We start from the raw sequence: 25,547 nt of genomic DNA on the forward strand, positions 1-25,547 counted from the left end.
GCTATTCCTTCGCGTCCTTCGGGGTGCGAAGCATGTAGCCGACGCCGCGGACGGTGTGGATGATGCGGGGGCCGAGCTTCTCGAGCTTGCGGCGCAGGTAGAAGATGTAGGTCTCGGCGAGGTTCGTCTCCACCTCGAAGTGGTAGCCCCAGACGTGCTTGAGCAGCTCGGGGCGTGTCACCACGCGGTCGGCCTGCCCGGCCAGGTACCGCAGCAGCCGGAACTCGGTCGGCGAGAGCTCCACCGTGTTCCCGTCGCGGGTGACGGTGTGCGTGGCGAGGTCGAGCGTCAGGTCGGCGACGGTGACAGTGTCGCCCTCGCGTCCCGCGGCCGAGACGGCCAGGGTTCGGCGCAGGACGGCGGCCACGCGCAGCGAAAGCTCCTCCAGGCGGAAGGGCTTGGTCAGGTAGTCGTCCCCGCCGGCGTCGTAGCCGTCGCGCAGGTCGTCGGTGCCCGAGCGGGCGGTCAGGAAGATGATCGGCACGTCCTTGCCCGCCTCCCGGAGCCGGCCGGCGACGCTGAAGCCGTCGTAGTCGGGGAGGTTGACGTCCAGGACGACCAGGTCGGGGTCGTGTTCCTCGACCGCCTCGAGCGCGGCCGATCCGGACTGGGCCACCGACACGTCGTACCCCTGGAAGGCGAGCGCCTCCACCAGCAGGTGGGCCAGGCTGTCCTCGTCGTCGACGACCAGGAGTTTGGCGGGGGACCCGTCGGGCCTGGTGAGGGCCTCGGGCGGCGTGTTGCTGTCGGTCACTGCACTCTCGTTCGCTCTCGGGACGGCTGGTCGGAGGCCGCGGCGCGCAGGGGAGGCGGACGGCCGTTCCGCCATCGTAACTCCCTACGGAGGTGGTAAAAAGGCGCCGAGCCCCTTTCCATCCGTTTTCCCATGGGGTTTTCAGCAAGCTCACAGCTTCGCGACCGCAGGAAGGACCGGACCGGGGGGTGCGTCACACCCTCAAGTTACCGACCGGTAAATTAGGGGCGGAAGGGTTGGCGCACGACGTCGGCAGGCCCAGTTCGAAGGAGAACAAGTTGATCGACACCGCACTTCTCAAGGACAAGACCGCGTTCGTCTCAGGGGCGAGCCGCGGGATCGGCAAGGCGATCGCCGTGGCGCTCGCGAAGTCGGGCGTCAATGTCGCCCTCTTCGCCAAGACCGGCGAGCCGCACCCGAAGCTGCCGGGCACCATCTACGAGACCGCGCGAGAGGTCGAGGCCGCCGGAGCCGGCGCCCTGCCCATCGTCGGCGACATCCGCGACGAGGACTCCGTGCAGGAGGCCGTCGACCGCACCGCCTCCCAGTTCGGCGGCATCGACATCCTGGTCAACAACGCCTCGGCCCTCAACCTCTCCACGCTCGGGGAGATGGAGGTCAAGCGCTACGACCTCATCCAGCAGATCAACGCGCGCGGCACCTACGTGGCCACGCACGCCGCCCTGCCCCACCTGCGCGAGAGCTCCCACGCCCACGTGCTGACCCTCTCGCCGCCGCTCAACACCGACCCCAAGTGGTTCGCCATGGGGCCCTACACCATGTCCAAGTACGGCATGACCATCATGACGCTCGGCGTTTCCGTCAGCGAGGGCGAGAACGGCGTCGCGGCCAACTGCCTGTGGCCCAAGACCACCATCGCCACCGCCGCCGTCGAGTTCGGCCTCGGCGGACAGGACATGATGGAGCGCAGCCGCACCGTCGACCTCATGTCCGACGCGGCCCTGGCCGTCCTCTCCCGCAAACCCGCCGACCACACCGGCAGGGCCATGCTCGCCGAGGACGTGATGGCCGAGAACGGCGTCACCGACCTCGCGAAGTACGCCGCGGTCGAGGGCAACACCGACTTCCAGCCCGACCTCTACGTCGACTAGGGCTGGCGAAGAGACCTTTGGCAAGGTGAAGGGGGCCTCCCGAACGGGAGGCCCCCTTGTAGCGCGTGCCGTCGGCCGTCAGTTCACGGTCTCGGGGTCCATGCCCTGGCGCACGCCCGTGTCGAGCCCGTCGATCGCCTCCATCTCCGCGTCCGACAGCTCGAAGTCGAAGACCTCCAGGTTGGAGCGGATCCGCTCGGGGTTCGAGCTCTTCGGGACCGGAACGGTCCCGTGCTGCAGGTGCCAGCGCAGGATGACCTGCCCGGCGTCCTTCCCGTGCGCCTCGGAGACCTCCCGCAGGACCGGCTCGTCCATGAGGCTGCCCGACCTCTGCCCCAGCGGCCCCCAGGCCTGGACGGCGATGCCCTTCTCGGCGTGCCAGTCGCGGAGGGCGGCCTGGTTGAAGTAGGGGTGCAGCTCGATCTGGTTGAGCGCGGGCGCCACGCCCGTCTCGGCGATGAGCCGCTCGATGTGCGCGGGAAGGAAGTTGGACACGCCGATGGAGGCCACCAGGCCCTCCTCCCTGGCCTCGGCCAGCGCCCGCCACGTGTCCACATAGAGGTCCTGCGCGGGCGCGGGCCAGTGGACCAGGTAAACGTCGATCCGGTCCAGCCCGAGGAGTTCCAGGGAACGCTCCAGCGCGCGGCGGGGCTCCTCGGTCCCGTGGTGGTCGTTCCAGACCTTCGACTGGACGACGACCTCCTCGCGCAGGCCGCTCGCGCGGACCCCCTCGCCCACGCCCTTCTCGTTCTTGTAGAGCTCGGCGGTGTCGATCAGCCGGTAGCCGTCCTCCAGCGCCGCCGCGACCGCGGCGGGAGCCGACTCGTCGGTCAACCGCCAAGTGCCGAAGCCGATGCGCGGCATGCGCAGCCCGTCGGAAAGCTCCATGGGTTCGTTCAAATCAGCCATGCCTCCGATATTAGGCCCGGACCGGCCCGCGTCGACCCGTTCAGCGCGTCTTGAGGGCGGCCAGGTCCGCGTCGACCATGATCCGGGCCAGGTCCGCCCACTTGGTCCGAGCCTCCCAACCCAGGTCGGCGCGGATGCGCGAGGCGTCGCCGGTGAGCTCGGGCACGTCGGCGGGGCGCTCATAGCGCTCGTCGTGCTTCACGTAGTCCCGCCAGTCCAGCCCCACGTGGGCGAAGGCCGCCTCGGCGAAGTCCCGGACCGTCGCCGGCACGCCCGTGGCCAGGACGTAGTCCTCCGGCTCGTCGGCCTGCAGCATGCGCCAGTAGCCCTCCACGTACTCCGGCGCGTAGCCCCAGTCGCGGACGGCGTCCAGATTGCCCAGGTAGACCTCCTGCCACAGGCCCGCCTTGATATGGGCGACGGCCCGCGAGATCTTGCGGGTCACGAACGTCTCCCCGCGCCGCGGGCTCTCGTGGTTGAACGCGATCCCGTTGACCGCGAACATGCCGTAGGCCTCGCGGTAGTTCACCGTCGACCAGTAGGCGTAGAGCTTCGACACGCCGTAGGGGCTGCGCGGGTGGAACGGCGTGCCCTCGTTCTGGGGAGCCGGGGTCAGTCCGAAGAGCTCGGACGTCGAGGCCTGGTAGATCCGCGTCTCCACGCCCGAGGCGCGAACGGCCTCCAGCAGGCGGATCGTGCCCAGCGCCGTCACGTTGGCGGTGTAGTCGGGCAGCTCGTAGCTGACGCGGACATGGCTCTGAGCGGCCAGGTTGTAGACCTCGTCCGGCCGCACGTCCCGGATCAGGTTGACGAGGAACCCCGCGTCGGTCACGTCCCCGTGGTGCAGGAACAGGCGCCGGCCGGCCTCGTGGGGGTCCTGGTAGAGGTGGTCGATGCGCGTCGTCGACCCGATCTGCGAGGAGCGGCGCACCACGCCGTGGACCTCGTAGCCCTTGGCGAGCAGCAACTCGGCCAGGTACGAGCCGTCTTGGCCGGTGATGCCCGTGATCAGGGCCGACTTCTGGGTCACAGATACTCCTCGGGGTCCAGGGACCCGAACGGCCCGCGGGAAGACATGAGCAAACCATCCTAGCGCATCGAGGGCCGCGGACGCCCTGCGCGTTACCATCATCGCCATGCGCGCAATGACTATTTCGCAGGGACGAGTCCGAGTCGACGAGGTGGCCGACCCCGAGCCGGGGCCGGGCGAGGTGCTCATCGAGGTGAAGGCCGCCGGAGTCAACCGGGCCGACCTGCTGCAGGTCGCGGGGAACTACGCCCCGCCGCCCGGGGCGGTCCCGTGGCCGGGGCTGGAGGTCTCCGGGTCGGTCGTCGCCTGCGGAGAGGGGGCCGGATGGGAGACCGGGGCCGAGGTCTGCGCCCTGCTGCCCGGCGGCGGATGGGCGGAGTACGTGACCGTCGACGCGGACCTGGTGCTGCCCCGTCCGGAGGGCGTCGACCTCGTCGAGGCCGCCGGACTGCCGGAGGTCGCGGCGACCGTCCACTCCAACCTCGGCGACCTCATCGGAACCCCGGGCGGTGAGGGCACGGGCGAGCGGGTCCTGATCCACGGCGGATCCGGCGGGATCGGCACCTTCGCGGTCCAGTACGCGCGCTCGCGCGGCGCCGGGGAGGTCTGGACGACCGCCCGGGAGGACTTCGCACAGAGGCTGAAGCACCTGGGCGCCACCGAGGTGATCGACTACCGCACCGACGACTTCGGACCGAGGATCCAGGCCGAGGGCGGCGCCGACGTCATCCTGGACGTGATCGGCGCCGGCTACCTGGAGCAGAACATCGCCGGCCTCGCCCCCGACGGGACGCTCGTCATCATAGGACTGCAGAAGGGCGCCAAGGGAACCCTCAACCTGGGACAGCTCCTGCCCCGGCGCCTGACCGTCCGGGGCACCACCCTGCGCGCCCGCCCGATCGAGCAGAAGCGCGAGATCATCGCGTCCGTTCGCGACGAGGTATGGCCCCTCATCGGCCGCGGCATACGGCCGGAAGTCGACAAGGTCCTCCCCCTGGAACAGGCCTCCGAGGCGCTCCAGAGCCTGGAGACCGGCGGCCAGTGGGGCAAGACGGTCCTCGTGGTCAGCTGATGCCGCCGCCCTCCGAGGGACCGGGCGCCTCCCGGCCCCTCGGCAGCGACGGCATCTGGCCGCTGGACCACGCCCACGCCGCGATCGCGACGCGGTTGCGGACGGCGAGCTTCCTCTGGACGGCGGCGACATGGTTCTTGACCGTTCCGGCGCTGATGAAAAGGCGCTCGGCGATCTCGGAGTTGGTGAGTCCCTCGGCGACGAGACGGGCCACCTCCAGCTCCCGCCCGGTCAGGTTCCCGGCCGGCGCGGAGGCCTCGGCGGGGACCATCCTCTCGAGCAGCCGGACGGTCACACGGGGGCTGATCAACGCGTCTCCCTCCATCGCGGCCCGGATCGCCTCCACTAGGAGCGTGGGTCCGGAGCGCTTGAGAATGAACCCGCAGGCCCCGTCGCGCAGCGCGGTGTGCACGTACTCGTCCAGGTCGAAGGTCGTCACCACGATGACGCGGACCTCCTCCCCGGCGAGCCGACGGTTCAGTTCGAGGCCGTCGAGGCCGGGCATGCGGATATCGGCGAGGACCACGTCGGTCCCGACCCGGCGGACCTGGTCGAGCGCACTGAGCCCGTCGGCGGCGTCGGCCACGACGGCCATGTCCGGCTGCGCGTCGACCACCATGCGGAACGCCTCCCGAACCCCCGACTGATCGTCGGCGATGAGCACGCGAATGGTCATACCGCTCCCTTCTGCGACACTGGCCGCCCCCACGGTATACGTGCTTCGACCAGCCAGCCTCCTCCTTCGCGGGGCCCCGCTCGGAACGTCCCGCCCAGCGCCTCGACACGGTCCGACAGGCCCGCCAGGCCCGAACCGGACGACGAGCGCCCCCGCGGGCGCCTCGCCCTCCCGTCGTCGGAGACGACGGCCGACAGCATGCCTTCGGACTCCTCCAACGCCACACTGACTTCCGCGGCGTCGGGGGCATGGCGCCGCACGTTCGTCAGAGCCTCGGTCACCAGCCGGTGGATCACCGCCCCGGCCTCCCGGCCGACCTCCCCGCACAGACGCGAGTCGAAGACCGCCCGAGGCCGGCCGGCCGCGTTGAACCGTTCGACCAGGCCGGGCAGGTCGGCGACGCCGCGAACCGGGGACACGTCCACCTCCTCCGTCTCGCGCAGAAGACGCACGGTGCGGTCCATGGAGCCCAAAGCGCGGAGCCCCGCCGACTCGATGCGTTCGAGCAGGTCAGCGACGCGCGGATCGTCCAATGGCAACACCATCCGGCCGGCCTGCGCCTGGGCCACCACCTCGCTGATGTCATGGGCAGCGAAGTCATGCAGGTCATGGGCCAGTTCGAGGCGCTGCGCCCGCCGCGCCTCCGCGACGGCCCGCCGCCGCCTCAGGCCCTGAAGACGCTGATACCAGGCCGCCCCGGCGAACGCCGCCGGCAGTAGGGCCCAAATCACCGCCGCCAAGACCGTCTCCCTCACCGACAGGTCGGAGAAACGCAGGATCACCATCCCCGACGCCGCGCACGTCGCGGCCACCGCCCAGCCCGCCGCGCGAGCCGACGAAGACCACCGCGCGGAGCAGTAGGCCGCCACGGCCAGCAAAACCGGCTCGGCGAGCACCCACACCGACTCCGACGTCCATGGGGCATTCCAGTGGAGCACGGCTGCGCTCGCCGTCGCGGACATTGCCGCGGCGCCGATCGCCGGGAAGTGAACCCAAGCCCGGCAACGGATTCGGGGACCGCCGTCTTCCATTTGACTCGCTGACACGAAGCAGAGTCTACCGGCGTAGCGGCACTCCGGCCCCGTGCCGATCGGCACCCCTTCGGACGAGTCCGGGGCGGAACCGTTACCTGCGGCATCTGTGCCCGCGACCCGCCCCGGCCGACCATGGAATCATGAATATGAAACGGCACCAATGGATCGGATACGCGACCGCCGCCTGGTCCCTTTGCTACGGACTGCTCGGACTTTACTGGGCCCTCGGCGGCGCCGGCTTCCCCTTCGGCACCGGGGACCCGGAACTCATGGCGGAACCCGACTTCGCCTTCAAAGTCTCACTGCTGGGCAAGGCCACTCCCGAGGCGGCCGGACCGGTCATCGCTGTCCTGGGGCTGCTGGGGGCCGGCGCGGGCGTCCTCATGGCCCGCGGTTGGTCGCGCGGCCCCGCCCGGTGGCTCCTGCCCGCCTTCGCCTGGACCATGTCCGTGGGACTGGCCCTGGTCGTGCAGGACTACCGCACGCTCATCGTCGTCGCCTACGCCCCGATCATGCTAGTCGGCAAGGCCTTCGGCCTGTTCGAGGGCAGCGGCTGGAGCGATCTGCTCCTGGTGCCCCGGCTGAACCTCCTGGTCTGCCTGCTCGCCGGCATCGCCTGGGCGCTCACCGCGGTGGCCTACCGGCGCGCGGTCACCGGGGCCTGCACCTCGTGCGGGCGCGTCGCACAAGCCGCGGTTGTCGGGCGCGGCCCCGTCGGCGCGGCGAAGGCACGGGCCGGGTCCGAGGGGCGGGCCGACCTGCTGGAGCGCATCGGACGTCCGGCCACCTGGGTCGCCTTCGCCATCCCCTTGGCCTACTGCGTGACGCGGTGGGCCTGGGCACTGGGGTTCAGCCTCGGTATCGACCCCGAGTTCTACCAGGAGGGCAGGGACAGCGGCCTGTGGCTCCTCGGAGCGGCCCTGGCGACCCTGGGCGCGGTCGGATCGGTCCTCACCCTCGGACTGGTCCAGCGGTGGGGCGAGGTCTTCCCCCGCTGGATGGTCGGCCTGCGCGGCAGGCGGGTTCCCCCGCTGCTGGCGGTGGTGCCCGCGATCCTCGTGGCAGTCCTGGTCGCGTCGGCCGGCGGCATGTACATCCGGGTCGTCCTCGCCCGGGGCGGGGTCACGTCGAGCACGTGGCCGCTGGAACTCCCCGAGACGCTGTGGGTGCTGTGGGGCGCCGCCCTTTTCGTCGCCGCGATCGCCTACCACCGGCGTCGGCGCGGTGCCTGCCGGCAGTGCACGCCGGCCCCGGCCGCCCGTTCCGGCGATCTCGCGCGACGGGGTTGAGGGCCCGTCGCGGGGAATGAGCAGTCAGGGCTTCCGAAGCCTCTCCTCCAGCCCGTCGAGCACCCTCTCCAGGCCCCAGCGGAAGCCCCCGTCCGGCTGGGCGTGGAAGGTTTCGGCCTCGAAGGACTCCAGGTGCTCCGACAGGCGGGGGAAGCCCTCCGCCACTTCCGCCGCCGAGGTGAGGAGCACCTTCAACTCCTCCTCGGCGTTGCCGGTGCGGTCCAGCTTGCGGCGCAGAGCCTTCTCCGAGGCGGGGCCCACGGCATGCCCTAGGAGGAAGGAGAACACCGTGTTCATCGCCAGGTCGATCTCCTCTCCGGCGAAGCCGGCCTTGCGGTAGACGGCGATGCAGCAGTCGTCGTGGCGGGCCTTCCCGGGGCCGTAGCCGGCCGTCGTGCTCATCGCCGTCACCATCCACGGGTGTCCGACGATCATGGCGTAGCCGCTGGAGGCCAGGGCCGTCGCCGACTCCCTCCAGGGGCCCTCCGAGTCGGGCAGCTCGACCTCCGCCCAGACGGCGTCGATGGCGAGGGCCACGACGTCGTCCTTGTTCTTGACGTGCCAGTAGAGGGCCGGCGCCGTGGTGTCCAGCTGCTTGCCGAGGCGGCGCATGTTGAGCCCCTCGACCCCCTCCTCGTCCAGGACCGCCACGGCCCCTTCCACGATCTGTTCCAGCGTCAGTGACCTTCGAACCATGCGACCAGTATACGAACTGAATTGAACAAAGTTAAGCCAACCCCTTGCCTTTTCCAGGGAAGGCTCGTACGGTTGAATTTAACTTAGTTAAAGTAGCTTCGTCCCAAGGAGAAGGCCATGATCCACAGCGAACTGAACCGCTTCCTCGAGCAGGCCGCCGAGGAGTTCCGCATCCCCGGTTCCGCCGTCGCCGTCTGGCACGCAGGCAGCGAGACGTACGCGAGCAGCGGTGTCACGGGAGTCGAGAACCCGCTCGCCGTCGACTCCGGGACCCTCTTCCAACTCGGGTCCATCACCAAGACCTACACCGCCACCGCACTCCTGCGCCTGGTCGAGGACGGCCGTGTCGACCTCGACGCGCCGGTGGTCCGCTACGTCCCCGAACTGCGCCTCAAGGACGAGGGCGCCCGCGAGAAGATCACCCCGCGCCGGCTGCTCAACCACACCGCGGGCCTCGACTGGAACCTCCTGACCCACACCGGGGACGGCGACGACGCTCTGGAGAGACTCGTGCGCTCCATGGGGGAGCTCGACATGATCGGGGAGCCGGGGGAGCGCGCCTCCTACAGCCAGATCGGCTTCAACCTGATCGGACGGATCATCGAGAACGCCACCGGATCGACGTACGAAGAGGCCGTCTCCGAGCTCGTCCTGGATCCGCTCTCCCTCGACCGCACCTTCTTCGAGCCGAGCACCGTGATGACCCACCGCTTCTCCCAGAGCCACAATCCCGACGAGGGGGGAGAGCCCGCGGTCGTGCGGCCCTGGGCGCTGCCCCGGAACAACCGCCCGGGCGGAGGGCTGGTCTCCTCCGTCGAAGACCAACTCAAGTGGGCCCGTTTCCAACTGGGCGACGGTACGGCCCCCGACGGGACGCGGTTGCTGACGGCCGCGACGATGCGGCTCATGCAGGGGCCCACCGTCGAACTGCGGGCCAGCGCGCTGGGCGACGCGATCGGAATGCCGTGGTTCGTCCGCGATATCGACGGAGTCCGCTCGTTCGGCCACGCCGGCTCCTCCGACGGTCAGTACGGGGACCTGCTCATCGTTCCGGAGCACGACTTCGCCGTCGTGTCGGTGGCCAACGCCAATCCCGGCGGGCTCCCCTTCAACCGGGCCGTCGTCCGTTGGACCCTCGAGCGATTCCTCGGCGTCGTCGACCGCGACCCCGAGCCCTTGCCGTACGACGCGGACCGCATGGCCGACTTCCTGGGCGAGTATGAGAACGACGCGTTCCACGTGGTCATCGCCGAAGCCGGCCGGAAGGCGACGATGGAGGTCGTCCTCAAACCGGAGATGCGCGAGGCCATGGGAGCCGAGGTCCCCGACTACGAGCCCTTCTCACTGGGCCTGCTCGACCGGCCCGGCGACGAGTACCTGCTCACCGACGGCGCGTTCGAAGGGCAGCGCGGCTTCTTCACGCGCGGCGAGGACGGCTCCGTCACCGGCGTGGACCTGGCCGGACGGCTCTTCCCGCGGGTGCGTGGGTGAGTCGAACACTCGAGATAGTCCGCGACCTCGGCAAGCCGGCTCTTTCCGAGGGTGTGTGGGTGAGTTGAACCCCGAGATAGTCCGCGACCTCGGTAACCCGGCTCTTCCCGCGGGTGTGTGGGTGAAACGGCCGTCGGAAACGACATCGCTCTCAGCCGGCAGCTTTCCCCGCGGTGCGTGGGTGAGGAATGAAGTCTTCACCGAGCGCCAGTGGGCCGCCAGCTCTCCCCGCGGGTGCGTGGGTGAGGCGCGGATGCGCTTTGCCCCGTCTCCCACGCGACGCTCTCCCCGCAGGTGCGTGGGTGAGGCGTCGGTCCCCGTCCGCCTTCGCCGTGATTCGGGGTCCTTCCCGGGCCTTTCACGCACCGTTCGCGCCCCGTCGATCGGCGGGGCGGAGTCTTCAGCAATGGCGGTTGCAGTACTCGACGTGAAGGGTCGCGGGCGGACTTCGGCGCTCGTGGAGTGCCGCCGTGCCCCTGCGTCCCATGTCGATCTCGGCGCAGCAATGGGAGCCGGGTACTTCCGCGAGGTGCGCGGGGCACTCTTCGGCGAGAGCGCGAACGCTGTCGCCTTCCAGGTCGAAGGCCCGGCGGCTGCCTATGAGGAAGAGCGTGTCGGCGGCGATGGACCACAGGAGGCGGTCTGTGAAGTCGGAGTGGAACTTCCGATGGTGCGCTTCTGCGGGGAACCGGGGGAAGGCGCCGGGCGGTAGCCGGACCGTGCGGGGGAGGGGCGATCGAAGCCGCGAGCGGACCTCCTTCCAACGGGAGACGGGGAACTGCAGGGAGTGGTGCAGCAGCACCAGGTCGAGGCGGCGTCCGCCGTACTCTTCTCCGCACGTCGCACCGCTCGAGCGGAGAGGCAGGTGGACGAGGCTGCGCGGAGACCGGGAGGCCAGCCACCAAGCCGCGGCGAGTTCCTTGGCGGCGCCCTTGTCGATGGAGAGCTGGGCACCGAGGCGCCCCTCGTGCAGCGAGCAATGGCGAAGGCGGCGGGCGGGCCTGACCACGCGGTAACGGTCGCCGCCGAGGCGCGCATGGCCGACGAGGGTGCGCCATTTCCGTCCGTCGAGTTTCACCGATCGCCCTTCCCTCGGCCGGATACGCGCCGACGCCGTTTCGCCGGGTCGGCTTCCCGGTCTCCTCATCCTAAGGAGGAAGGGCAAAGGCGGCTCAACACAAGGCGGAAGGCAAGGACGGTCGCTCGAAAGCCCGAGGGTGAAGTCGGCAGGAGGGCCACCCGGCGATCGAAAGTCTTTCGGCTCGGTACGGGGCGCGAGAACCCAGTGCCCGTAGCGCGGCGGACGCCGCGCTAGAGGACCTTTGGTGCCGGTTCTTACGGCGCGGAATCCTGTTCCGCATTACCTGGGGAAAGCCTCTGGCGGTCTGGACGGCGCGGATCGTCCATCCCTTCGAACAGACTCCGCCGACTCGAAGCTTTTCGTTCCGGGACCCGGTTCCCTAGGCCCATCGGTTGACGATGGCCGCCAATGAGTGAGTCAGCTGATGGACCCGCCGGCGGTGCCCTGGCCGCGTCGCGCGTCTCGTCCGGCGTCCGTTGAGTCGGTGGGCCGGCCGCCGTCCGAAGCCGCTCGGACGATCGCCGCAAGCCCCTCTCCCGCTAGCCGGGAGTCCATCGTGGCCACCGAGCCGTTGAGGGCCTGCCGGGGGGAGGCGGGAATATGAATGAAACCCGCGCTTATTTCGTTCGCGGGTCGGCCTTTTCGAACATTCTCCCCTTGAACAAAATGCATGAGGTGGTAGAAGAGGGAATTGCAGACGTACGTCCCAGCGGTGGTGGACGCGGCCGTCGGTACGCCGGATTCGCGGCCGGCGGTTACGCAGTCATCGATGGGCAGCGTGGTGAAGTAGGCGGCCGGGCCGTCTTCGACGATCGGCGAGGGGCCGGGCTGCTCGCCGGCGTTGTCCGGGATGGGGGCCTGGGCGAAGTTGACCGCTACCCGCTCGATGGTCAGGGCGGCCCGGCCGGTGGCCTGTCCGCAGGCGATGACGACCGACGGGTTCCGATCCCGGATCTCCTCGAAGAGCCGGACCTGGGCATCGGCGAAGGTGACCGGCAGGAGGACGGGCTTCAGCCCGGGGATCAGCTCGGTGACGTGGGCGAGGGCGTCCCAGGCCGAGTTCGAGTCGTCCGAGCCGAAGGGTTCGAAACCGGTGAGCAGAATGCGATCGGAATTCATGCCGCCATCTTAACGGGGTGGACGGGCCGCGGCCCGGGCCGACGGGATAGTCTCTGGTGCTGGTGCTGGTGCTGGTGCTGGTGCCGGCACTGACGCTGGTGCCGGTGCTCGGATCCGGCTCGGGACGGCGGACAGGACACGCCTCAGAGCTGTGAACACCATTCTGCCCGCGTCGGTGCTCCGGCCCCCGTCTGCGTCGGCGCCCCGGCCCCGCCAACGGCGGTGCCCACCGCACACGTCACGGCGGGTTTATCTGTTTCGGAATACACCGGTGGACGGTCTATCATGGTTCAAGCGGCGGGAACGCCCGCCGGACGAATCTTCACCGAACGCCGAGAGCGAGGGAGAACTGTGGCATCCGCACCTTCTCAAGTCAGCCCGCAAGTGTACGAGCCCCTTTGGGTGAGTGCGGGCACTACGTGTGCCGATGCCGTCTCCGAAGCAGGACTGCCCACGAAGGGCAATGACGCGATCGTCGTGGTGCGCGACAGCGACGGGCAGCTCAAGGACCTCGAGTGGGCCCCCGAGGCCGACACCAAGGTCGAGCCCGTCCCGCTAAACAGCCCCGACGGCCTGAACGTCATGCGCCACTCCGCCGCGCACGTCATGGCCCAGGCGGTCCAGGAACTGCGCGAGGCCAAGCTCGGGATCGGCCCGCCGGTGACCGACGGCTTCTACTACGACTTCGACGTGGAGGAGCCGTTCACCCCCGACGACCTGAAGAAGATCGAGAAGCGCATGCTTCAGATCATCAAGCAGGGGCAGAAGTTCCGCCGCCGCGGCTACGGCTCCCAGGAGGAGGCCCGCGCGGAGCTGGCCGACGAGCCGTTCAAACTGGAGCTCATCGAGACCAAGGGCTCGGACATCGACGCCGACGAGGTCATGGAGGTCGGCGGCGGCGAACTGACCGCCTACGACAACCTCGACCCGAAGACCGGCGACGTCGTCTGGTCGGACCTGTGCCGCGGGCCGCACCTGCCGAGCACCAGGCTCATCGGAGCGGTCAAGCTCATGCGCGTGGCCGCCGCCTACTGGATGGGTTCGGAGAAGAACCCCCAGCTGCAGCGCATCTACGGCACCGCGTGGCCGTCCGTGCTGGAGCAGAAGGAGTACCTCGCCCGCCTCGCCGAGGCCGAGAAGCGCGACCACCGTCGGCTCGGCACCCAGCTGGACCTGTTCTCCTTCCCGGAGGAGCTGGGCAGCGGCCTGCCGGTCTTCCACCCCAACGGGGGCATCATCCGCATGATCATGGAGGACTACTCGCGCGCGAAGCACGTGGAGGCGGGCTACTCGTTCGTCAACACTCCGCACATCACCAAGAAGCACCTGTTCGAGACCTCCAAGCACCTCGAGTGGTACGCCGAGGGCATGTTCCCCCCCATGGAGATGGAGGGGGCCGAGTACTACCTCAAGCCGATGAACTGCCCGATGCACAACCTGATCTTCGACTCCCGGGGCCGCTCGTACCGCGAGCTGCCGCTGCGGCTGTTCGAGTTCGGGTCGGTTTACCGGTACGAGAAGTCCGGCGTGGTCCACGGCCTGACCCGCGCTCGCGGGTTCACCCAGGACGACGCGCACATCTACACCACCCCCGAGGACATGGGCCGCGAGCTGGAGTCCATCCTCGAGTTCGTCCTGGACCTACTGCGGGACTACGGCCTCGACGACTTCTACCTGGAGCTGTCGACCAAGGACCCGGAGAAGTACGTGGGCGACGACGCCACGTGGGAGGAGGCCACCCAGGTGCTCGCCGACGTGGCCGCCGGAGCGGGCCTCGAGGTCGTCGACGACCCGGGCGGCGCGGCCTTCTACGGCCCGAAGATCTCCGTCCAGGCGAAGGACGCGCTGGGCCGCACCTGGCAGATGTCGACCATCCAGCTGGACTTCTTCGAGCCCGAGCTGTTCAAGCTCGAGTACGTCGCCAAGGACGGGACGCGCAAGCGCCCGGTCATGATCCACCGCGCCCTGTTCGGCTCCATCGAACGCTTCTTCGGCGTCCTCACCGAGCACTACGGCGGCGCCTTCCCGGCCTGGCTCGCCCCGGTGCAGGTCATGGGCATCCCGGTGCGCGACGAGAACGTCGGCTACCTGGAGGACTTCGTCGCTCAGCTCAAGGTCAGCGGCGTCCGCGCCGAGGTCGACATGTCCGACGACCGCATGCAGAAGAAGGTGCGCAACGCCCAGCTGCAGAAGGTCCCGTTCATGGTGATCGTGGGCGATGAGGACGAGAACGCCGGCACCGTGTCGTTCCGCTACCGGGACGGCTCGACCTGGAACGGCGTGCCGATCCCCGAGGCGGTCGAGCACATCGTGGAGGTCGTGGAGACCCGGCAGAACCACGGTCCGAGCGCCGAGGTGGAGTCCTCCGAGGACTGACCGGAACATCTGTCGGGGAGGGGTGCGCACCGCATGCGGTGCGCACCCCTCCCCCTTTCATTAATAAATATATATTTCACCTGGTAGTGTGCCCTATATGAGTGTCATTGCAGTGAGGCGGGCAGCGGCGGACGACGTCGGAAGGGTGGCCGAGCTGGTCCGCCGCCTGTTCCGAGAGGACTCCGGCGTCCGCGACGGGACGGTCGATCAGAGCTGGCCGGAACGGTTCGGTCGACGGTGGGTCAGAGGCCTGATCGGCGACGACGAGGCCTTTCTCGGCGTGGTCGAGGGCCCCGGGGGAGGAGCGTCGGGGTACCTGGCCGGCGAGGTGGGCGGTCCGACGAGCATGCGGACGGTCAGAGTGGCGACGTTGGTCAGCCTGTACGTCGATGAAACTCTACGGCGGCGGGGCGCCGCCCGCGAGCTCGTTCGCGTGTTCGGCGCCTGGGCGGAGGAGAAGGGGGCCGACCGGATCGCGGTGACGGCCTTCGCCTCCAACGAGGCGGCGCTCGCCTTCTATCGCAGCGAGGGCTTCGAACCTAGGGAGACGTCGATGGAGCGGCCGGTGGGTTGAAGCGTCGGTCGCCTGAGAGAACCCGGACTCACCGCCTGGAACCGCCGGGCGGCGCGATGGCGGCCCCAGTCTCCCGCCAGGAGGAGAAAGCCCGGTGAGCGGTCGGCAAGGAGCGCAAGCGGCATTGTGGTGGACCGCCCCGGAAGCTCCGGATCCCCCTCAAACGCCGTTCCTGTTCGAAGCGGTGTCCTGGTCGCCGTTGCGGTCGGCGCGCTGCCAGAAGCGGCGCCGCGCTGGCGGAGCGGACTTCTCGACCCCCAGGTGCCACCGGGTGAGGCGGCCTCCCTGCGACAGCGCTTCGAGCCGGTCCTCGACCGTCTCGCGCAACCTCCCGGGCGTGATGACCAGCATTTCATCGTCCACTTTAATCCGGAAGTCCGCGTTGGGGCGCGTCAGGACGCCCTCGCGGACGACGCCGACGACGGCGGTGGGCTCGGGCAGCCGCAATTCGAACAGGTGCATCCCCGACAGCTGCGAACCGGGCGGCACGGCGACGGAGAGGACCTCCCCGTCGATCGTGTCCAGCGGCGCGGCCTCCATGTCGAGATCGCGGACGTGCCGCTTCCCCGACAGGGTCAGCCGCTTGGCCACCCAGGGCAGGGTGGGGCCCTGCACGAGGGTGAAGACGACCACCAGCACGAAGACGATGTCCCACAGGTACCCCGCGCCCGACAAATGGGCTGCGGCGGGAATCGTCGCCAGCACGATGGGCACCGCCCCGCGCAGTCCCGCCCACGAGATCAGCACCTGTTCGGGAAGGCTGAACCGGAAAGGCAGCAGGCAGATGAAGACCGACAGCGGTCTGGCCAGTAGCGTGAGGATCAGTCCCACGGCGATGCCCGGGAGGATGGCGGCCGGCAGGCTAGTCGGAGACGCGAGCAGCCCGAGCATGGTGAACAGCCCCACCTGGGCCACCCAGCCGAACCCGACGCCGAACGACGCGGTCGCCGCCCGGTGCGGCAGCGAGGAGTTGCCCAGGATCAGCGCCGCGATGTAGGCCGCCAGGATCCCCGACGCGTTCGACACCCCCGCGAGCGCGAACGCCGACAGGCCGAGGGAGAACACCGTCAGGGGATACAGCCCCGCCACGGGGAGCGCCAGGTGCCGCACGAGCGCCGCGCCCCCGAACCCCACGGCGAATCCGATCGCCGCGCCGATGACCAGTTGCCACACGATCAGGCCGAGGACGGCCCACCCGTCGGACTGTCCGGTGGCGGCGGTGGAGGCGAAGGTGGCCACGAGGATGAACGCCGGCGCGTCGTTGAGACCCGACTCCGCCTCCAATACGCCGGAGACCTTGCGCGGCAGTGAGACGCCCCGCAGGACGCTGAAGATCGCCGCGGCGTCCGTCGAGGCGACGACCGCCCCGAGCAGCAGCGCGATCTGCCAGTTGAACCCCAGGACGAAGTGCGTGGCGAGAGTGGTGACCGCGACGCTGACCCCGACGCCGACGGTGGCGAGCACGGAGGCGGGCCTGAGCTGGTCGCGGATCGTGGAGAAGCGGGTGGAGAGGCCGCCGTCGATGAGGATGATCGCCAGCGCCAGGGTGCCCAGAGTCTGCGCGGCGGCCATGTCGTCGAACTCGATGCCCAGTCCGCCCTCCCCGAGCAGCAGGCCGATCCCGAGGAAGACCAGCAGGGCGGGAAGCCCCAGCCGGTGCGTGGCCCGTACGACCGCCACCGCGACCAGGGCGGTGGCGGCGGCGACGAGGATGACGAGATAGAGCATGGAGAGCGACACAGGGTCATGATATCGGCCCTGTGGGCCGAGCCTCCTCCGTTCGCCGCAGGGAGACGAGTGGCATACGATCGTTCTATGACAGACGACAACGGCGACGGATTCGAGCGGCTCTGGACTCCCCACAGGATGGCTTACATTAAGGGAGAAGGAAAGCCGACCGGTCCGGGCGAGGAGGACGGCTGCCCGTTCTGCGAGATCCCGAAGGCCGACGACAAGTCCGGGCTCATCGTGGCACGGGGCGAGAAGATGTACGTCGTGCTCAACAAGTACCCCTACAACTCGGGCCACCTGATGGTGGTGCCGTTCCGGCACGTCGCCGAGTACTCCGCGATCGACCCCGCCGAGGTCGCCGAGATGGGCGCCCTCACTCAGCGGGCGATGGAGGCGCTGCGGGCCGTCCTCGGGCCCCACGGCTTCAACATCGGCATCAACCAGGGTCAGGTGGCCGGAGCGGGCATCGCCGCGCACCTGCACCAGCACATCGTCCCCCGCTGGGGCGGGGACTCCAACTTCATGCCGGTCATCGCCCGCACCAAGACGATTCCGGAGATGTTGGAGGACACCCGGGAGCGCCTCGCCGCCGAGTGGGGCTGATCCGCGCGGGTGAACGAGGTGTGTCTTCGCACGGCGTATGCGCCATACCCGGTCGCCGGGGCCTCCCAGGGAGCTAGAGTGTTCACGTACCCAGCGTCGCCTCTGCGCTAGGCAGGATACCCATGGCAAAGTTTCTCAAGACCTCCGGCCGGGCGGGCCTCCGCGGCTTCCTCGACGGGGCGGCCCGAGGGCTGCTCCGGATCGGGTTGACCGCCAACGCCATGACGTTCATCGGAACGGCCGTCATCGTGGCGGCCTCGGTGTGGCTCATTCCCTCCGGCCACCTCGTGGCGGCGACGATCGTCATCACCTGCGCGGCCTTCACCGACCTCTTCGACGGCGCGATGGCGCGCCTCTCGGGCAAGACCTCCCGCTTCGGCGCGCTCCTCGACTCCACGATGGACCGCGTCGCGGACGGCGCCGTCCTCGCGGGAATCGCGTTCTACCTGTTGCGCAACGATATGGCGCTCGCGGGGGCCTTCGCCCTGTGGTGCCTCATCGCCTCCGAGGTCGTCTCCTACGTGAAGGCCCGCTCCGAGAGCCTGGGCACCGAGTGCCCGGTGGGTATAGTTGAACGTCCCGAGAGGCTGATCGGCGTCGGGCTCGTCACGATCGCGGCGGTCGCGGGTGTCCCGTACGCCTGGGAGGTCGGCCTGGGTCTTCTGGGCGTGCTGTCCACCGTGACGGTGGCCCAGCGCCTCATCCACTCCCACAAGGCCATGAGCGAGGACGAAGCCGAGGACAGTGCGGATGCGCGACAGAATTAACGAGATGGCCTACCTGGCCGCGTGGAGGACCGTGCGGCTCATGCCGGAGGGCCTTGCCGACCGGCTCTTCCGATACGGTGCCGACCGGGCCGTCCGCAAGGGCGGCAAGAGCGTCGACCGCCTGCGCTCCAACCTGTCGCGAGTCGTCGGCTCGCCCGCGAGCGACGAGCTGGTCCGCGACGCCATGCGGTCCTACGCGCGCTATTGGAAAGAGGCGTTCCGCCTTCCGTCGATGAGCGGCGAGCAGCAGGACGCCGCCTTCCAGATGAACGGGTTCGACCCCGTCGCCGAGGACTCCCTGCGCGGCCGGGGGTCGATCATCGCGCTGCCCCACATGGGCAACTGGGACCTCGCGGGGGCCTGGGCGGCCCGCAACGGCTATGGAGTCACGGCCGCGGCGGAGCGGTTGAAGCCCGAGGGCGTCTTCCAGCGTTTCCTCGAGTACCGCGAACAGCTGGGCATGACGGTCGTCCCCACCAACGGCACCTCCCGGCCGCCCCTGCAGATCCTGGGGGACAGGCTCCTGGAGGGCGACGTCATCGCCCTGGTCGCCGACCGCGACCTCTCGGAGAGGGGTATCAAGGTCGACTTCTTCGACGGCACCGCGTCGTTCCCGGTCGGTCCCGCCTACCTCGCCGTGCGCCACGACCGCCCCCTCTACACCGCGGAGATCCACTACGAGGGCCCGCGCGCCGTCTGCCACATCAGCGGGCCGGTGGACACCGGCACCGGCCCCTTCCGCGACCGGCTCGACCACACCACGCAGGAGCTGGCCCGCGCCTTCGAGAAGTCCATCGCCGCCTACCCGGCCGACTGGCACATGCTGCAGAGATTCTGGGTGGACTGATGGGCCGACCCCTCCGCGTCGGGATCGTCAGCCCGTACTCCTTCGACGTCGCCGGCGGCGTCCAGTTCCACATCAGGGACCTCGCCGAGACGCTCATGGCCTCCGGCCACACCGTCTCCGTCCTGGCTCCCGGGGCCGACGACGACTCCCTGCCGCCCTATGTGGTCGGCGCCGGACGGTCGGTCGCGGTGCCCTACAACGGGTCCATCGCGCGCCTGGCGTTCGGTCCGCGCTCGGCGGCGAAGGTGCGCCGGTGGCTGGCCAAGGGGCGCTTCGACGTGGTCCACGTACACGAGCCGCTCAGCCCCTCGCTGTCGTGCCTGGCCGTCCTGGCGGCCAAGGAGACCCCGGTCGTGGCGACCTTCCACACCTCGATCACCCGCTCGCGCATGCTGCAGGCGGGGAAGTACCTGGCGCAGCTGGTGCTGGAGCGCATCAGCGCCCGCATAGCCGTCAGCCCGCTGGCCCGCAGGGTCCAGGTGGAGCACCTGGGCGGGGGCGCGGTGGAGATCCCCAACGGGGTCGACGTGCCCTATTTCCGCGGCGCGCGGCCGATGGCGGAGTACGGGGGCGTCCCGACGGTGGGCTTCGTCGGCCGCTTCGACGAGCCGCGCAAGGGCTTTCCGCTGTTGGCGGAGGCCTTCAACCGGGTCGCCCCGGACCATCCGCGAGCGCGGCTGCTGGTGGTGGGCCGCGGGGACGGTGCCGCCGCGGAGAGGATGTTCGCGGGTCCGGCCGCGGAGCGCGTGGACCTGCTGGGAGCGGTCGACAACGACGCCAAGGCCGCCATGCTCTCCACACTGGACGTCTACGTGGCCCCCAACACGGGCGGGGAGTCCTTCGGAATGATCCTCACCGAGGCCATGAGCGCTGGCGCGGCCGTGCTGGCCAGCGACATCCCGGCCTTCGCGTCCGTTCTGGACGGAGGTGGCGCCGGGCGGCTCTTCGCCTCCGAGGACGTCGGGGACCTGGCTCGGAACCTCGACGAGCTCCTGGGCGACGAGGGCGTCCGCAAGGGCTACACCGACCGTGCCGACGAGTGGGTCGAGCGCTACGACTGGGCCACGGTGGCCGCGCGCGTCGCGGAGGTCTACCGCGCCGCGATCGACGCCGGATAGCTCAAATCCACTGCCGCACAATATAAAACACCACTCCATGGTCTACCGGGGATCGTGACGGGGATCGAAGGCGGCCCGCCGCTCGGACGGGGGAGCGACCGAACCGTCTACCCTGTAAGGGATGTGGTGGCTCATTATCGTGGTCGCTCTGGCGGCCACCGCGGGGACGTACCTGACCTGGACGGCCGGTCGGGTCGAGAGGCTGCACAAGCGTGCCCGCAACGCGGAGTCGGCGCTCTTGAGCGCCCTTGACTCGCGCGCGGAACTCATCCTCGAGTACATAGGCCAGCCCGCCTATGAGAAGGCCTGCGCCATCGCGCTGTCGGTCGTGGCCGTGCCGGTGGGAACCTCCTCCCAGCGGGAGATGAGGGAGTACGCCGAGAACGACCTCACCCACGCCCTGCGGGAGGTCGACGAGCGGGCCCCCGGCTTCGACCAGGTCGCCGAGGTCAACCGGCGCGTCTCCCTGGCCCGCCAGATCCACACCGACGTCGTGCGCGACGCCGTGGCCTCCCGCGACCTCCCCTCCGCCCGGCTGCTGGGCCTGCTGCGCCGCCTGGAGCGCCCGAAGTACTGGGACATCGAGGACCCAGCGGCCTGAATCGGGCGCGGTCCCGTCCCAGGGGCCGAAAAAGCGGGTCGGGAGGGGTGGGCCTCCCTATTGGGCCGGTCACGTCGCGGCCTCCGTCATAGCGGGCCGGGGCCCGCTCCCCGCGTAGAATGAGAGTGAACCTACCGTTGATACTCTGCGTCGGATGGAGCCACGAGCGTGTCTGAGAACAAAGCGAACAACGACAACCAGATCGGAACCGCCCGCGTCAAGCGCGGCATGGCCGACATGCTGAAGGGCGGCGTCATCATGGACGTCGTCACCCCTGAGCAGGCCAAGATCGCCGAAGACGCCGGAGCGGTGGCCGTCATGGCTCTGGAGCGCGTTCCCGCCGACATCCGCGTCGAGGGCGGCGTCTCCCGCATGAGCGACCCCGACATGATCGAGGGCATCATCGACGCCGTCTCCATCCCGGTCATGGCCAAGGTCCGCATCGGCCACTTCGTCGAGGCCCAGGTCCTGGAGTCCCTCGGCGTCGACTACATCGACGAGTCCGAGGTCCTGACCCCCGCCGACGAGGCCAACCACGTCGACAAGTGGAAGTACACCGTGCCGTTCGTCTGCGGCGCGACCAACCTGGGCGAGGCCCTGCGCCGCATCGCCGAGGGCTCGGCCATGATCCGCTCCAAGGGCGAGGCCGGCACCGGCAACGTCGTCGAGGCCACCCGCCACATGCGCCAGATCCGCCAGGACATCGGCCGCCTGACCATCCTCGACGACCACGAGCTGTACGCCGCCGCCAAGGAGCTGCGCGCCCCGTACGAGCTGGTCAAGGAGGTCGCCGTGACGGGTAAGCTCCCGGTGGTGCTGTTCACCGCCGGCGGCATCGCCACCCCGGCCGACGCGGCCATGATGATGCAGCTGGGCGCCGAGGGCGTCTTCGTCGGCTCCGGCATCTTCAAGTCCGGCGACCCGGCCAAGCGCGCCGCCGCCATCGTGAAGGCCACCAGCTTCTACGACGACCCGAAGGTCGTCGCCGAGGTCTCGCGCGGCCTGGGCGAGGCCATGGTCGGCCTGAACGTCGACACGATGCCCGAAGAGGACAAGCTGGCCAAGCGCGGCTGGTAGTCCCGGCCCGCACGGCCCGAGAACGAGGCGGCGCGTCCCCGAGGGGCGCGCCGTTTTGCCGTGAACAGGCCTCGGAATCCGGTCCCGGGCCTAATCTGAGGGTATGAACTTCGAGGAACTCGACGCGCTGTCCACGCCGGAACTCCAGTCCAAGGCCTTCGCCGTCGCCCGGGAGAAGGGCGACTGGCGCTTCTTCGTCGACCTCATGCGCCATACGGGGGCGGCGAAGGACACGGAGGACCTCACCAGCGACCTGGCGGAGGTGGGCAACGCCGTCGAGGAGCTGGTCGGCATGTGGCGCCAGGCCAGCGCCGGCACCTGGGGCGACATAGAACCGCTGGCGAGGGCCGAGTTCATCGACTACCTGATGAAGAACGCGGAGGAGGAGCCTCCCCGCCTGGTGGATTGAACGTGAGGGATCTCGCTCCCCGGCCGCGGTTATGGGCTCTAGGCCCAGGTGGGAACTATCCTTGAGGGGTTAGCGCACATTCCGCGACCCGGAGGTGGAAGTGAAACCGACCGTGGGTGTCCTGGCCCTCCAGGGCGACGTCGTCGACCACAGGCGCATGCTCGAGGGCGCCGGCGCCGAGACCCGGTCGGTCCGCCGCCTCTCCGAGATCGAGAGCCTGGACGGGCTCGTGATCCCCGGCGGCGAGTCGACCGCCATGAGCCACCTGCTCTCCGTCTTCGAACTCTTCGAGCCCCTCGCCGAGCTCATCAAGAAGGGCCTGCCGGTCTACGGCTCCTGCGCCGGGATGATCATGCTGGCCTCGCAGGTGCTCGACGGGCGCCCCGACCAGCGCTCCTTCGGCGCGATCCCCATGACCGTCCGGCGCAACGCCTTCGGACGCCAGGTGGACTCCTTCGAGTCCGACATCGACTTCCAGGGTTTGGAGGAGGGGCCGTACCCGGGCATCTTCATCCGCGCCCCGTGGGTCGAGCAGGTCGGCGAGGGCACCGAGGTGCTGGGCGTCGTGCGGGCCTCCCGGAACGGGAGCGCACGGCCTGTACGCAGTGGCGACTCCGTGGATGCTAGCGTTGACGACACTGCTCCGCGCCCCGACGAGGACCGTATCGTCGCGGTGCGCTCGGGCTCCTGCCTCGCCACGTCGTTCCACCCGGAGATGACCGGCGACCTGCGAGTCCACCGTTATTTCCTGAACCTGGTGCGCGAGTGAGCGCCCGTATTTCCGACTGAGGGGAACTGCCTGGATGAGTGGCCACTCCAAGTGGGCGACGACCAAACACAAGAAAGCCGCCATCGACGCCAAGCGCGGCAAGTTGTTCGCCAAGCTGATCAAGAACATCGAAGTCGCGGCGCGCACGGGCGGACCCGACCCCGAGGGCAACCCCACGCTCTACGACGCCGTCCAGAAGGCGAAGAAGAACTCGGTCCCCAATGAGAACATCGACCGCGCGGTCAAGCGCGGCGGCGGCCTCGACGGCGGCGGCGTCGACTACGAGACGATCATGTACGAGGGTTACGGCCCCGGCGGCGTCGCCCTGCTGATCGAGTGCCTCACCGACAACCGCAACCGCGCCGCCAGCGAGGTCCGCGTGGCCCTGACGCGCAACGGCGGCAACCCCGGCGACGCGGGCAGCGTCTCCTACCTGTTCAGCCGCAGGGGCGTCATCCTCGTGCCCAACGCCGACGGCCTGGGCGAGGACGACGTCCTCTCGGCCGTGCTCGACGCGGGGGCCGAGGAGGTCAACGACCTGGGCGAGGGCGGCTTCGAGGTGCTGTGCGAGCCGACCGACCTGGTCGCGGTCCGCACCGCCCTGCAGGAGGCCGGGATCGACTACGACTCCGCCGAGGCCGGCTTCCAGGCCTCGACAATGGTCCCGGTCGACGAGGACGGCGCCAAGAAGGTCTTCAAGATCGTCGACGCCCTCGAGGACTCCGACGAGGTGCAGAACGTCTACACCAACGCCGACGTCCCCGACGAGGTGCTGGCGAAGCTCGACGCCTAGGGGCGAGAGACATCGAAGGGCCGGGGTACTGCCCCGGCCCTTTTCGCGTGCCCGGGGCTATCGAGTATTCGTTTTAATTCCGTACAGTTGACGTAAATTTCGCATACCCGGCTATTCACGGCTGTGACCCAGTTGGTATTACTAACTAGTAGATTGCACGTAACCCGATGTTCGCCGACCCGTCTCCCTGGTCGACGAGGATCGCTCCAGTGCAAGAACCCGGATTAGCAAAGAGGTAGACCAATGAAGGCCAACCGCGCAGCCCTAGCCGCGACCGCGGCGATAACCTTGGCGGCCACGGCCGCCTGCTCCGACAGCGGCGAACCCTCCGCCGACGGAGAGATCGACGTCTGGATCGCGTTCACCGACTACCGCCTGGACTGGGCCAAGGACGTGGCCAAGTCCTTCAGCGACGCCCACGACGGCTACACCGTCAAGGTCCAGGGGTACGACGACTACGAGCCGCTCTTCGACTCCGTCTCCAACGCCTCCGCCCAGGGCAACACCCCCGAGATCGTCCACTACTTCGAGGCGGCCACCCAGGACGCCCGCGACGCGGTCGACCAGGACGGCGAGAAGCTGTTCAAGTCGCTCGAAGAGGCCATCGACGGCCGCGAGGAGATCCTCGACGAGCCGGTCGTCCTCGACGACGTCGTCGGCGCCGTCCAGAACTACTACACCACCGGCGGCGAGTTCTCCTCGATGCCGTGGAACACCTCCACCACGCTCTTCTACGGCAACGAGAGCCGGATGGAGGCCGCCGGGGTCGATGCCATGCCCGAGACCTGGGCCGAGATCGAGGCCGCCTGCGAGAAGATCATGGCCTCCGACGACGCGCCCAAGCACTGCATCACCCAGCCCAACCACGGCTGGTTCTTCGAGCAGTCCCTCGCCCAGCAGGGAGAGCTGCTGGCCGACAACGACAACGGCCGCTCCGGGCGCGCCGGCGAGGTCGACCTCACCAGCGACGGCGCCGTCGACTACCTGACCTGGCTGCAGGACATGGTGGACAAGGGCTACCTGTACTACTCCGGCGTCCAGAACGACTGGGACGGCCCCGTCAACGCCTTCGGCGCCCAGGAGGCGGCCTTCCTGCTGACCTCCTCCGGCGACGCCACCGCCGTCGTGGACACCGGCGCCGAGGCCGGCTACGGCGTCGACGTCGCCCGCATGCCCTACAACGACGCCAAGGAGTACGGCGGCAACCTCATCGGCGGCGGCACCCTGTGGCTGGCCAACGGCCTCTCGGAGAAGAACGAGGACGGCGCCCTGGCGTTCATGCAGTACCTCAACAACGCCGAGAACGCCGCCTCCTGGCACCGGACCACCGGCTACATCCCGATCACCGGTGAGTCCGAGCAGCTGCTCGAGGACGAGGGCTGGTTCGACGAGAACCCGTACCACCGCACCGCCAACGACCAGCTGGCCCTGGCAGACGGCTCGCCCGCCTCGGCCGGCGCCCTCATGGGCTCCTTCGTCTCCATCCGCGAAGAGGTCACCCAGGCCGTCGAGGCCGTCCTGACCACCGACGTCGACCCGGCCGAGCGGCTCCAGGAGGCGCAGGAGAAGTCCCAGAAGCTCCTCGACGACTACAACACGCTCTACACCGAGTAGTAGAG

The 25,547-nt window shown here is 69.3% G+C and carries 25 protein-coding genes; 16 read left to right on the plus strand and 9 right to left on the minus strand.

The window, feature by feature from the left end; genetic code table 11:
• Window position 1: 1 nt before the first annotated feature.
• Window positions 2-754, minus strand: coding sequence for a response regulator transcription factor (locus tag ACFTE1_RS05940; protein ID WP_380625256.1), 753 nt, complete (start codon window positions 752-754; stop codon window positions 2-4).
• Window positions 755-1,032: 278 nt separating this feature from the next.
• On the opposite strand from ACFTE1_RS05940, the gene ACFTE1_RS05945 reads away from it, so the two are divergent.
• Complete coding sequence (locus tag ACFTE1_RS05945) at window positions 1,033-1,866, plus strand: SDR family oxidoreductase (protein ID WP_380625257.1); 834 nt, start codon at window positions 1,033-1,035, stop codon at window positions 1,864-1,866.
• 78 nt (window positions 1,867-1,944) lie between these two features.
• Here the strand turns inward: ACFTE1_RS05945 and ACFTE1_RS05950 are convergent, their stop codons facing one another.
• The gene (locus ACFTE1_RS05950) at window positions 1,945-2,775 is read right to left on the minus strand and encodes an aldo/keto reductase (protein WP_380625259.1); all 831 of its coding nucleotides are present in this window, start codon (window positions 2,773-2,775) and stop codon (window positions 1,945-1,947) included.
• Between the two features lie 40 nt (window positions 2,776-2,815).
• Window positions 2,816-3,805, minus strand: coding sequence for a GDP-mannose 4,6-dehydratase (gmd, locus tag ACFTE1_RS05955; protein WP_380625260.1), 990 nt, complete (start codon window positions 3,803-3,805; stop codon window positions 2,816-2,818).
• Between the two features lie 106 nt (window positions 3,806-3,911).
• Between gmd and ACFTE1_RS05960 the strand changes: the two genes are divergently transcribed.
• Window positions 3,912-4,877, plus strand: a complete 966-nt coding sequence (locus tag ACFTE1_RS05960; RefSeq protein ID WP_380625262.1) for an NAD(P)H-quinone oxidoreductase — start codon at window positions 3,912-3,914, stop codon at window positions 4,875-4,877.
• On the opposite strand, the gene ACFTE1_RS05965 is transcribed toward ACFTE1_RS05960, so the two are convergent.
• Together ACFTE1_RS05965 and ACFTE1_RS05970 are read right to left on the minus strand one after the other, a co-directional pair.
• Window positions 4,870-5,553, minus strand: a complete 684-nt coding sequence (locus tag ACFTE1_RS05965; protein ID WP_380625264.1) for a response regulator — start codon at window positions 5,551-5,553, stop codon at window positions 4,870-4,872. The two genes, ACFTE1_RS05960 and ACFTE1_RS05965, sit on opposite strands and share 8 nt — an antisense overlap.
• Window positions 5,550-6,491 (minus strand): sensor histidine kinase, encoded by a 942-nt coding sequence (locus tag ACFTE1_RS05970; RefSeq protein ID WP_380625266.1) that lies wholly within the window; start codon window positions 6,489-6,491, stop codon window positions 5,550-5,552. The genes ACFTE1_RS05965 and ACFTE1_RS05970 overlap by 4 nt, the downstream gene beginning before the upstream one ends.
• A 242-nt stretch (window positions 6,492-6,733) precedes the next feature.
• On the opposite strand from ACFTE1_RS05970, the gene ACFTE1_RS05975 reads away from it, so the two are divergent.
• Window positions 6,734-7,876 carry a hypothetical protein gene (locus ACFTE1_RS05975; RefSeq protein ID WP_380625268.1) on the plus strand — a complete coding sequence of 381 codons (1,143 nt, stop codon included), beginning with the start codon at window positions 6,734-6,736 and terminating at the stop codon, window positions 7,874-7,876.
• A gap of 24 nt (window positions 7,877-7,900) precedes the next feature.
• Here ACFTE1_RS05975 and ACFTE1_RS05980 read toward each other — a convergent pair whose 3' ends face one another.
• Complete coding sequence (locus tag ACFTE1_RS05980) at window positions 7,901-8,572, minus strand: TetR/AcrR family transcriptional regulator (protein ID WP_380625270.1); 672 nt, start codon at window positions 8,570-8,572, stop codon at window positions 7,901-7,903.
• 117 nt (window positions 8,573-8,689) lie between these two features.
• On the opposite strand from ACFTE1_RS05980, the gene ACFTE1_RS05985 reads away from it, so the two are divergent.
• Window positions 8,690-10,063 carry a serine hydrolase domain-containing protein gene (locus tag ACFTE1_RS05985; protein WP_380625272.1) on the plus strand — a complete coding sequence of 458 codons (1,374 nt, stop codon included), beginning with the start codon at window positions 8,690-8,692 and terminating at the stop codon, window positions 10,061-10,063.
• A 400-nt stretch (window positions 10,064-10,463) separates the two neighbouring features.
• Here the strand turns inward: ACFTE1_RS05985 and ACFTE1_RS05990 are convergent, their stop codons facing one another.
• The gene (locus ACFTE1_RS05990) at window positions 10,464-11,141 is read right to left on the minus strand and encodes a hypothetical protein (protein WP_380625274.1); all 678 of its coding nucleotides are present in this window, start codon (window positions 11,139-11,141) and stop codon (window positions 10,464-10,466) included.
• A 420-nt stretch (window positions 11,142-11,561) separates the two neighbouring features.
• Window positions 11,562-12,263: a pyroglutamyl-peptidase I family protein gene (locus ACFTE1_RS05995; RefSeq protein ID WP_380625276.1), complete on the minus strand. Its 702-nt coding sequence runs from the start codon at window positions 12,261-12,263 to the stop codon at window positions 11,562-11,564.
• Between the two features lie 402 nt (window positions 12,264-12,665).
• Between ACFTE1_RS05995 and thrS the strand changes: the two genes are divergently transcribed.
• Complete coding sequence (thrS, locus tag ACFTE1_RS06000; protein WP_380625278.1) at window positions 12,666-14,639, plus strand: threonine--tRNA ligase; 1,974 nt, start codon at window positions 12,666-12,668, stop codon at window positions 14,637-14,639.
• 97 nt (window positions 14,640-14,736) lie between these two features.
• Window positions 14,737-15,213, plus strand: coding sequence for a GNAT family N-acetyltransferase (locus ACFTE1_RS06005; protein ID WP_380625280.1), 477 nt, complete (start codon window positions 14,737-14,739; stop codon window positions 15,211-15,213).
• Between the two features lie 159 nt (window positions 15,214-15,372).
• Here the strand turns inward: ACFTE1_RS06005 and ACFTE1_RS06010 are convergent, their stop codons facing one another.
• Window positions 15,373-16,953: a potassium/proton antiporter gene (locus tag ACFTE1_RS06010; protein WP_380625282.1), complete on the minus strand. Its 1,581-nt coding sequence runs from the start codon at window positions 16,951-16,953 to the stop codon at window positions 15,373-15,375.
• Window positions 16,954-17,028: 75 nt separating this feature from the next.
• Between ACFTE1_RS06010 and ACFTE1_RS06015 the strand changes: the two genes are divergently transcribed.
• The 10 genes from ACFTE1_RS06015 to ACFTE1_RS06060 all read left to right on the plus strand — a co-directional run bounded on the left by ACFTE1_RS06015 (window position 17,029) and on the right by ACFTE1_RS06060 (window position 25,542).
• A complete protein-coding gene (locus ACFTE1_RS06015; RefSeq protein ID WP_380625284.1) occupies window positions 17,029-17,547 on the plus strand; it encodes an HIT family protein in 519 nt (172 codons plus the stop codon).
• 122 nt (window positions 17,548-17,669) lie between these two features.
• Window positions 17,670-18,314 carry a phosphatidylinositol phosphate synthase gene (gene pgsA, locus ACFTE1_RS06020; protein ID WP_380625286.1) on the plus strand — a complete coding sequence of 215 codons (645 nt, stop codon included), beginning with the start codon at window positions 17,670-17,672 and terminating at the stop codon, window positions 18,312-18,314.
• Window positions 18,298-19,161: a phosphatidylinositol mannoside acyltransferase gene (locus ACFTE1_RS06025; protein ID WP_380625288.1), complete on the plus strand. Its 864-nt coding sequence runs from the start codon at window positions 18,298-18,300 to the stop codon at window positions 19,159-19,161. Before pgsA ends, ACFTE1_RS06025 begins: the two co-directional genes overlap by 17 nt.
• On the plus strand, window positions 19,161-20,279 hold the full coding sequence (locus ACFTE1_RS06030) for a glycosyltransferase family 4 protein (RefSeq protein WP_380625290.1): 1,119 nt from the start codon (window positions 19,161-19,163) through the stop codon (window positions 20,277-20,279). Before ACFTE1_RS06025 ends, ACFTE1_RS06030 begins: the two co-directional genes overlap by 1 nt.
• Window positions 20,280-20,400: 121 nt before the next feature.
• Window positions 20,401-20,880, plus strand: coding sequence for a hypothetical protein (locus ACFTE1_RS06035; protein WP_380625293.1), 480 nt, complete (start codon window positions 20,401-20,403; stop codon window positions 20,878-20,880).
• Between the two features lie 168 nt (window positions 20,881-21,048).
• Window positions 21,049-21,957 carry a pyridoxal 5'-phosphate synthase lyase subunit PdxS gene (pdxS, locus tag ACFTE1_RS06040; protein WP_380625295.1) on the plus strand — a complete coding sequence of 303 codons (909 nt, stop codon included), beginning with the start codon at window positions 21,049-21,051 and terminating at the stop codon, window positions 21,955-21,957.
• Between the two features lie 103 nt (window positions 21,958-22,060).
• A complete protein-coding gene (locus ACFTE1_RS06045) occupies window positions 22,061-22,366 on the plus strand; it encodes a hypothetical protein (RefSeq protein WP_380625297.1) in 306 nt (101 codons plus the stop codon).
• Window positions 22,367-22,460: 94 nt separating this feature from the next.
• Complete coding sequence (gene pdxT, locus ACFTE1_RS06050) at window positions 22,461-23,135, plus strand: pyridoxal 5'-phosphate synthase glutaminase subunit PdxT (protein ID WP_380625299.1); 675 nt, start codon at window positions 22,461-22,463, stop codon at window positions 23,133-23,135.
• A 34-nt stretch (window positions 23,136-23,169) separates the two neighbouring features.
• A complete protein-coding gene (locus ACFTE1_RS06055; RefSeq protein WP_380625301.1) occupies window positions 23,170-23,928 on the plus strand; it encodes a YebC/PmpR family DNA-binding transcriptional regulator in 759 nt (252 codons plus the stop codon).
• Between the two features lie 243 nt (window positions 23,929-24,171).
• Window positions 24,172-25,542 (plus strand): extracellular solute-binding protein, encoded by a 1,371-nt coding sequence (locus tag ACFTE1_RS06060; protein ID WP_380625303.1) that lies wholly within the window; start codon window positions 24,172-24,174, stop codon window positions 25,540-25,542.
• The last annotated feature ends 5 nt before the right edge of the window (window positions 25,543-25,547 follow it).

The sequence above is a fragment of the Salininema proteolyticum genome, from assembly GCF_042685645.1.
In the GTDB taxonomy this organism is placed as follows: domain Bacteria; phylum Actinomycetota; class Actinomycetes; order Mycobacteriales; family Micromonosporaceae; genus Salininema; species Salininema proteolyticum.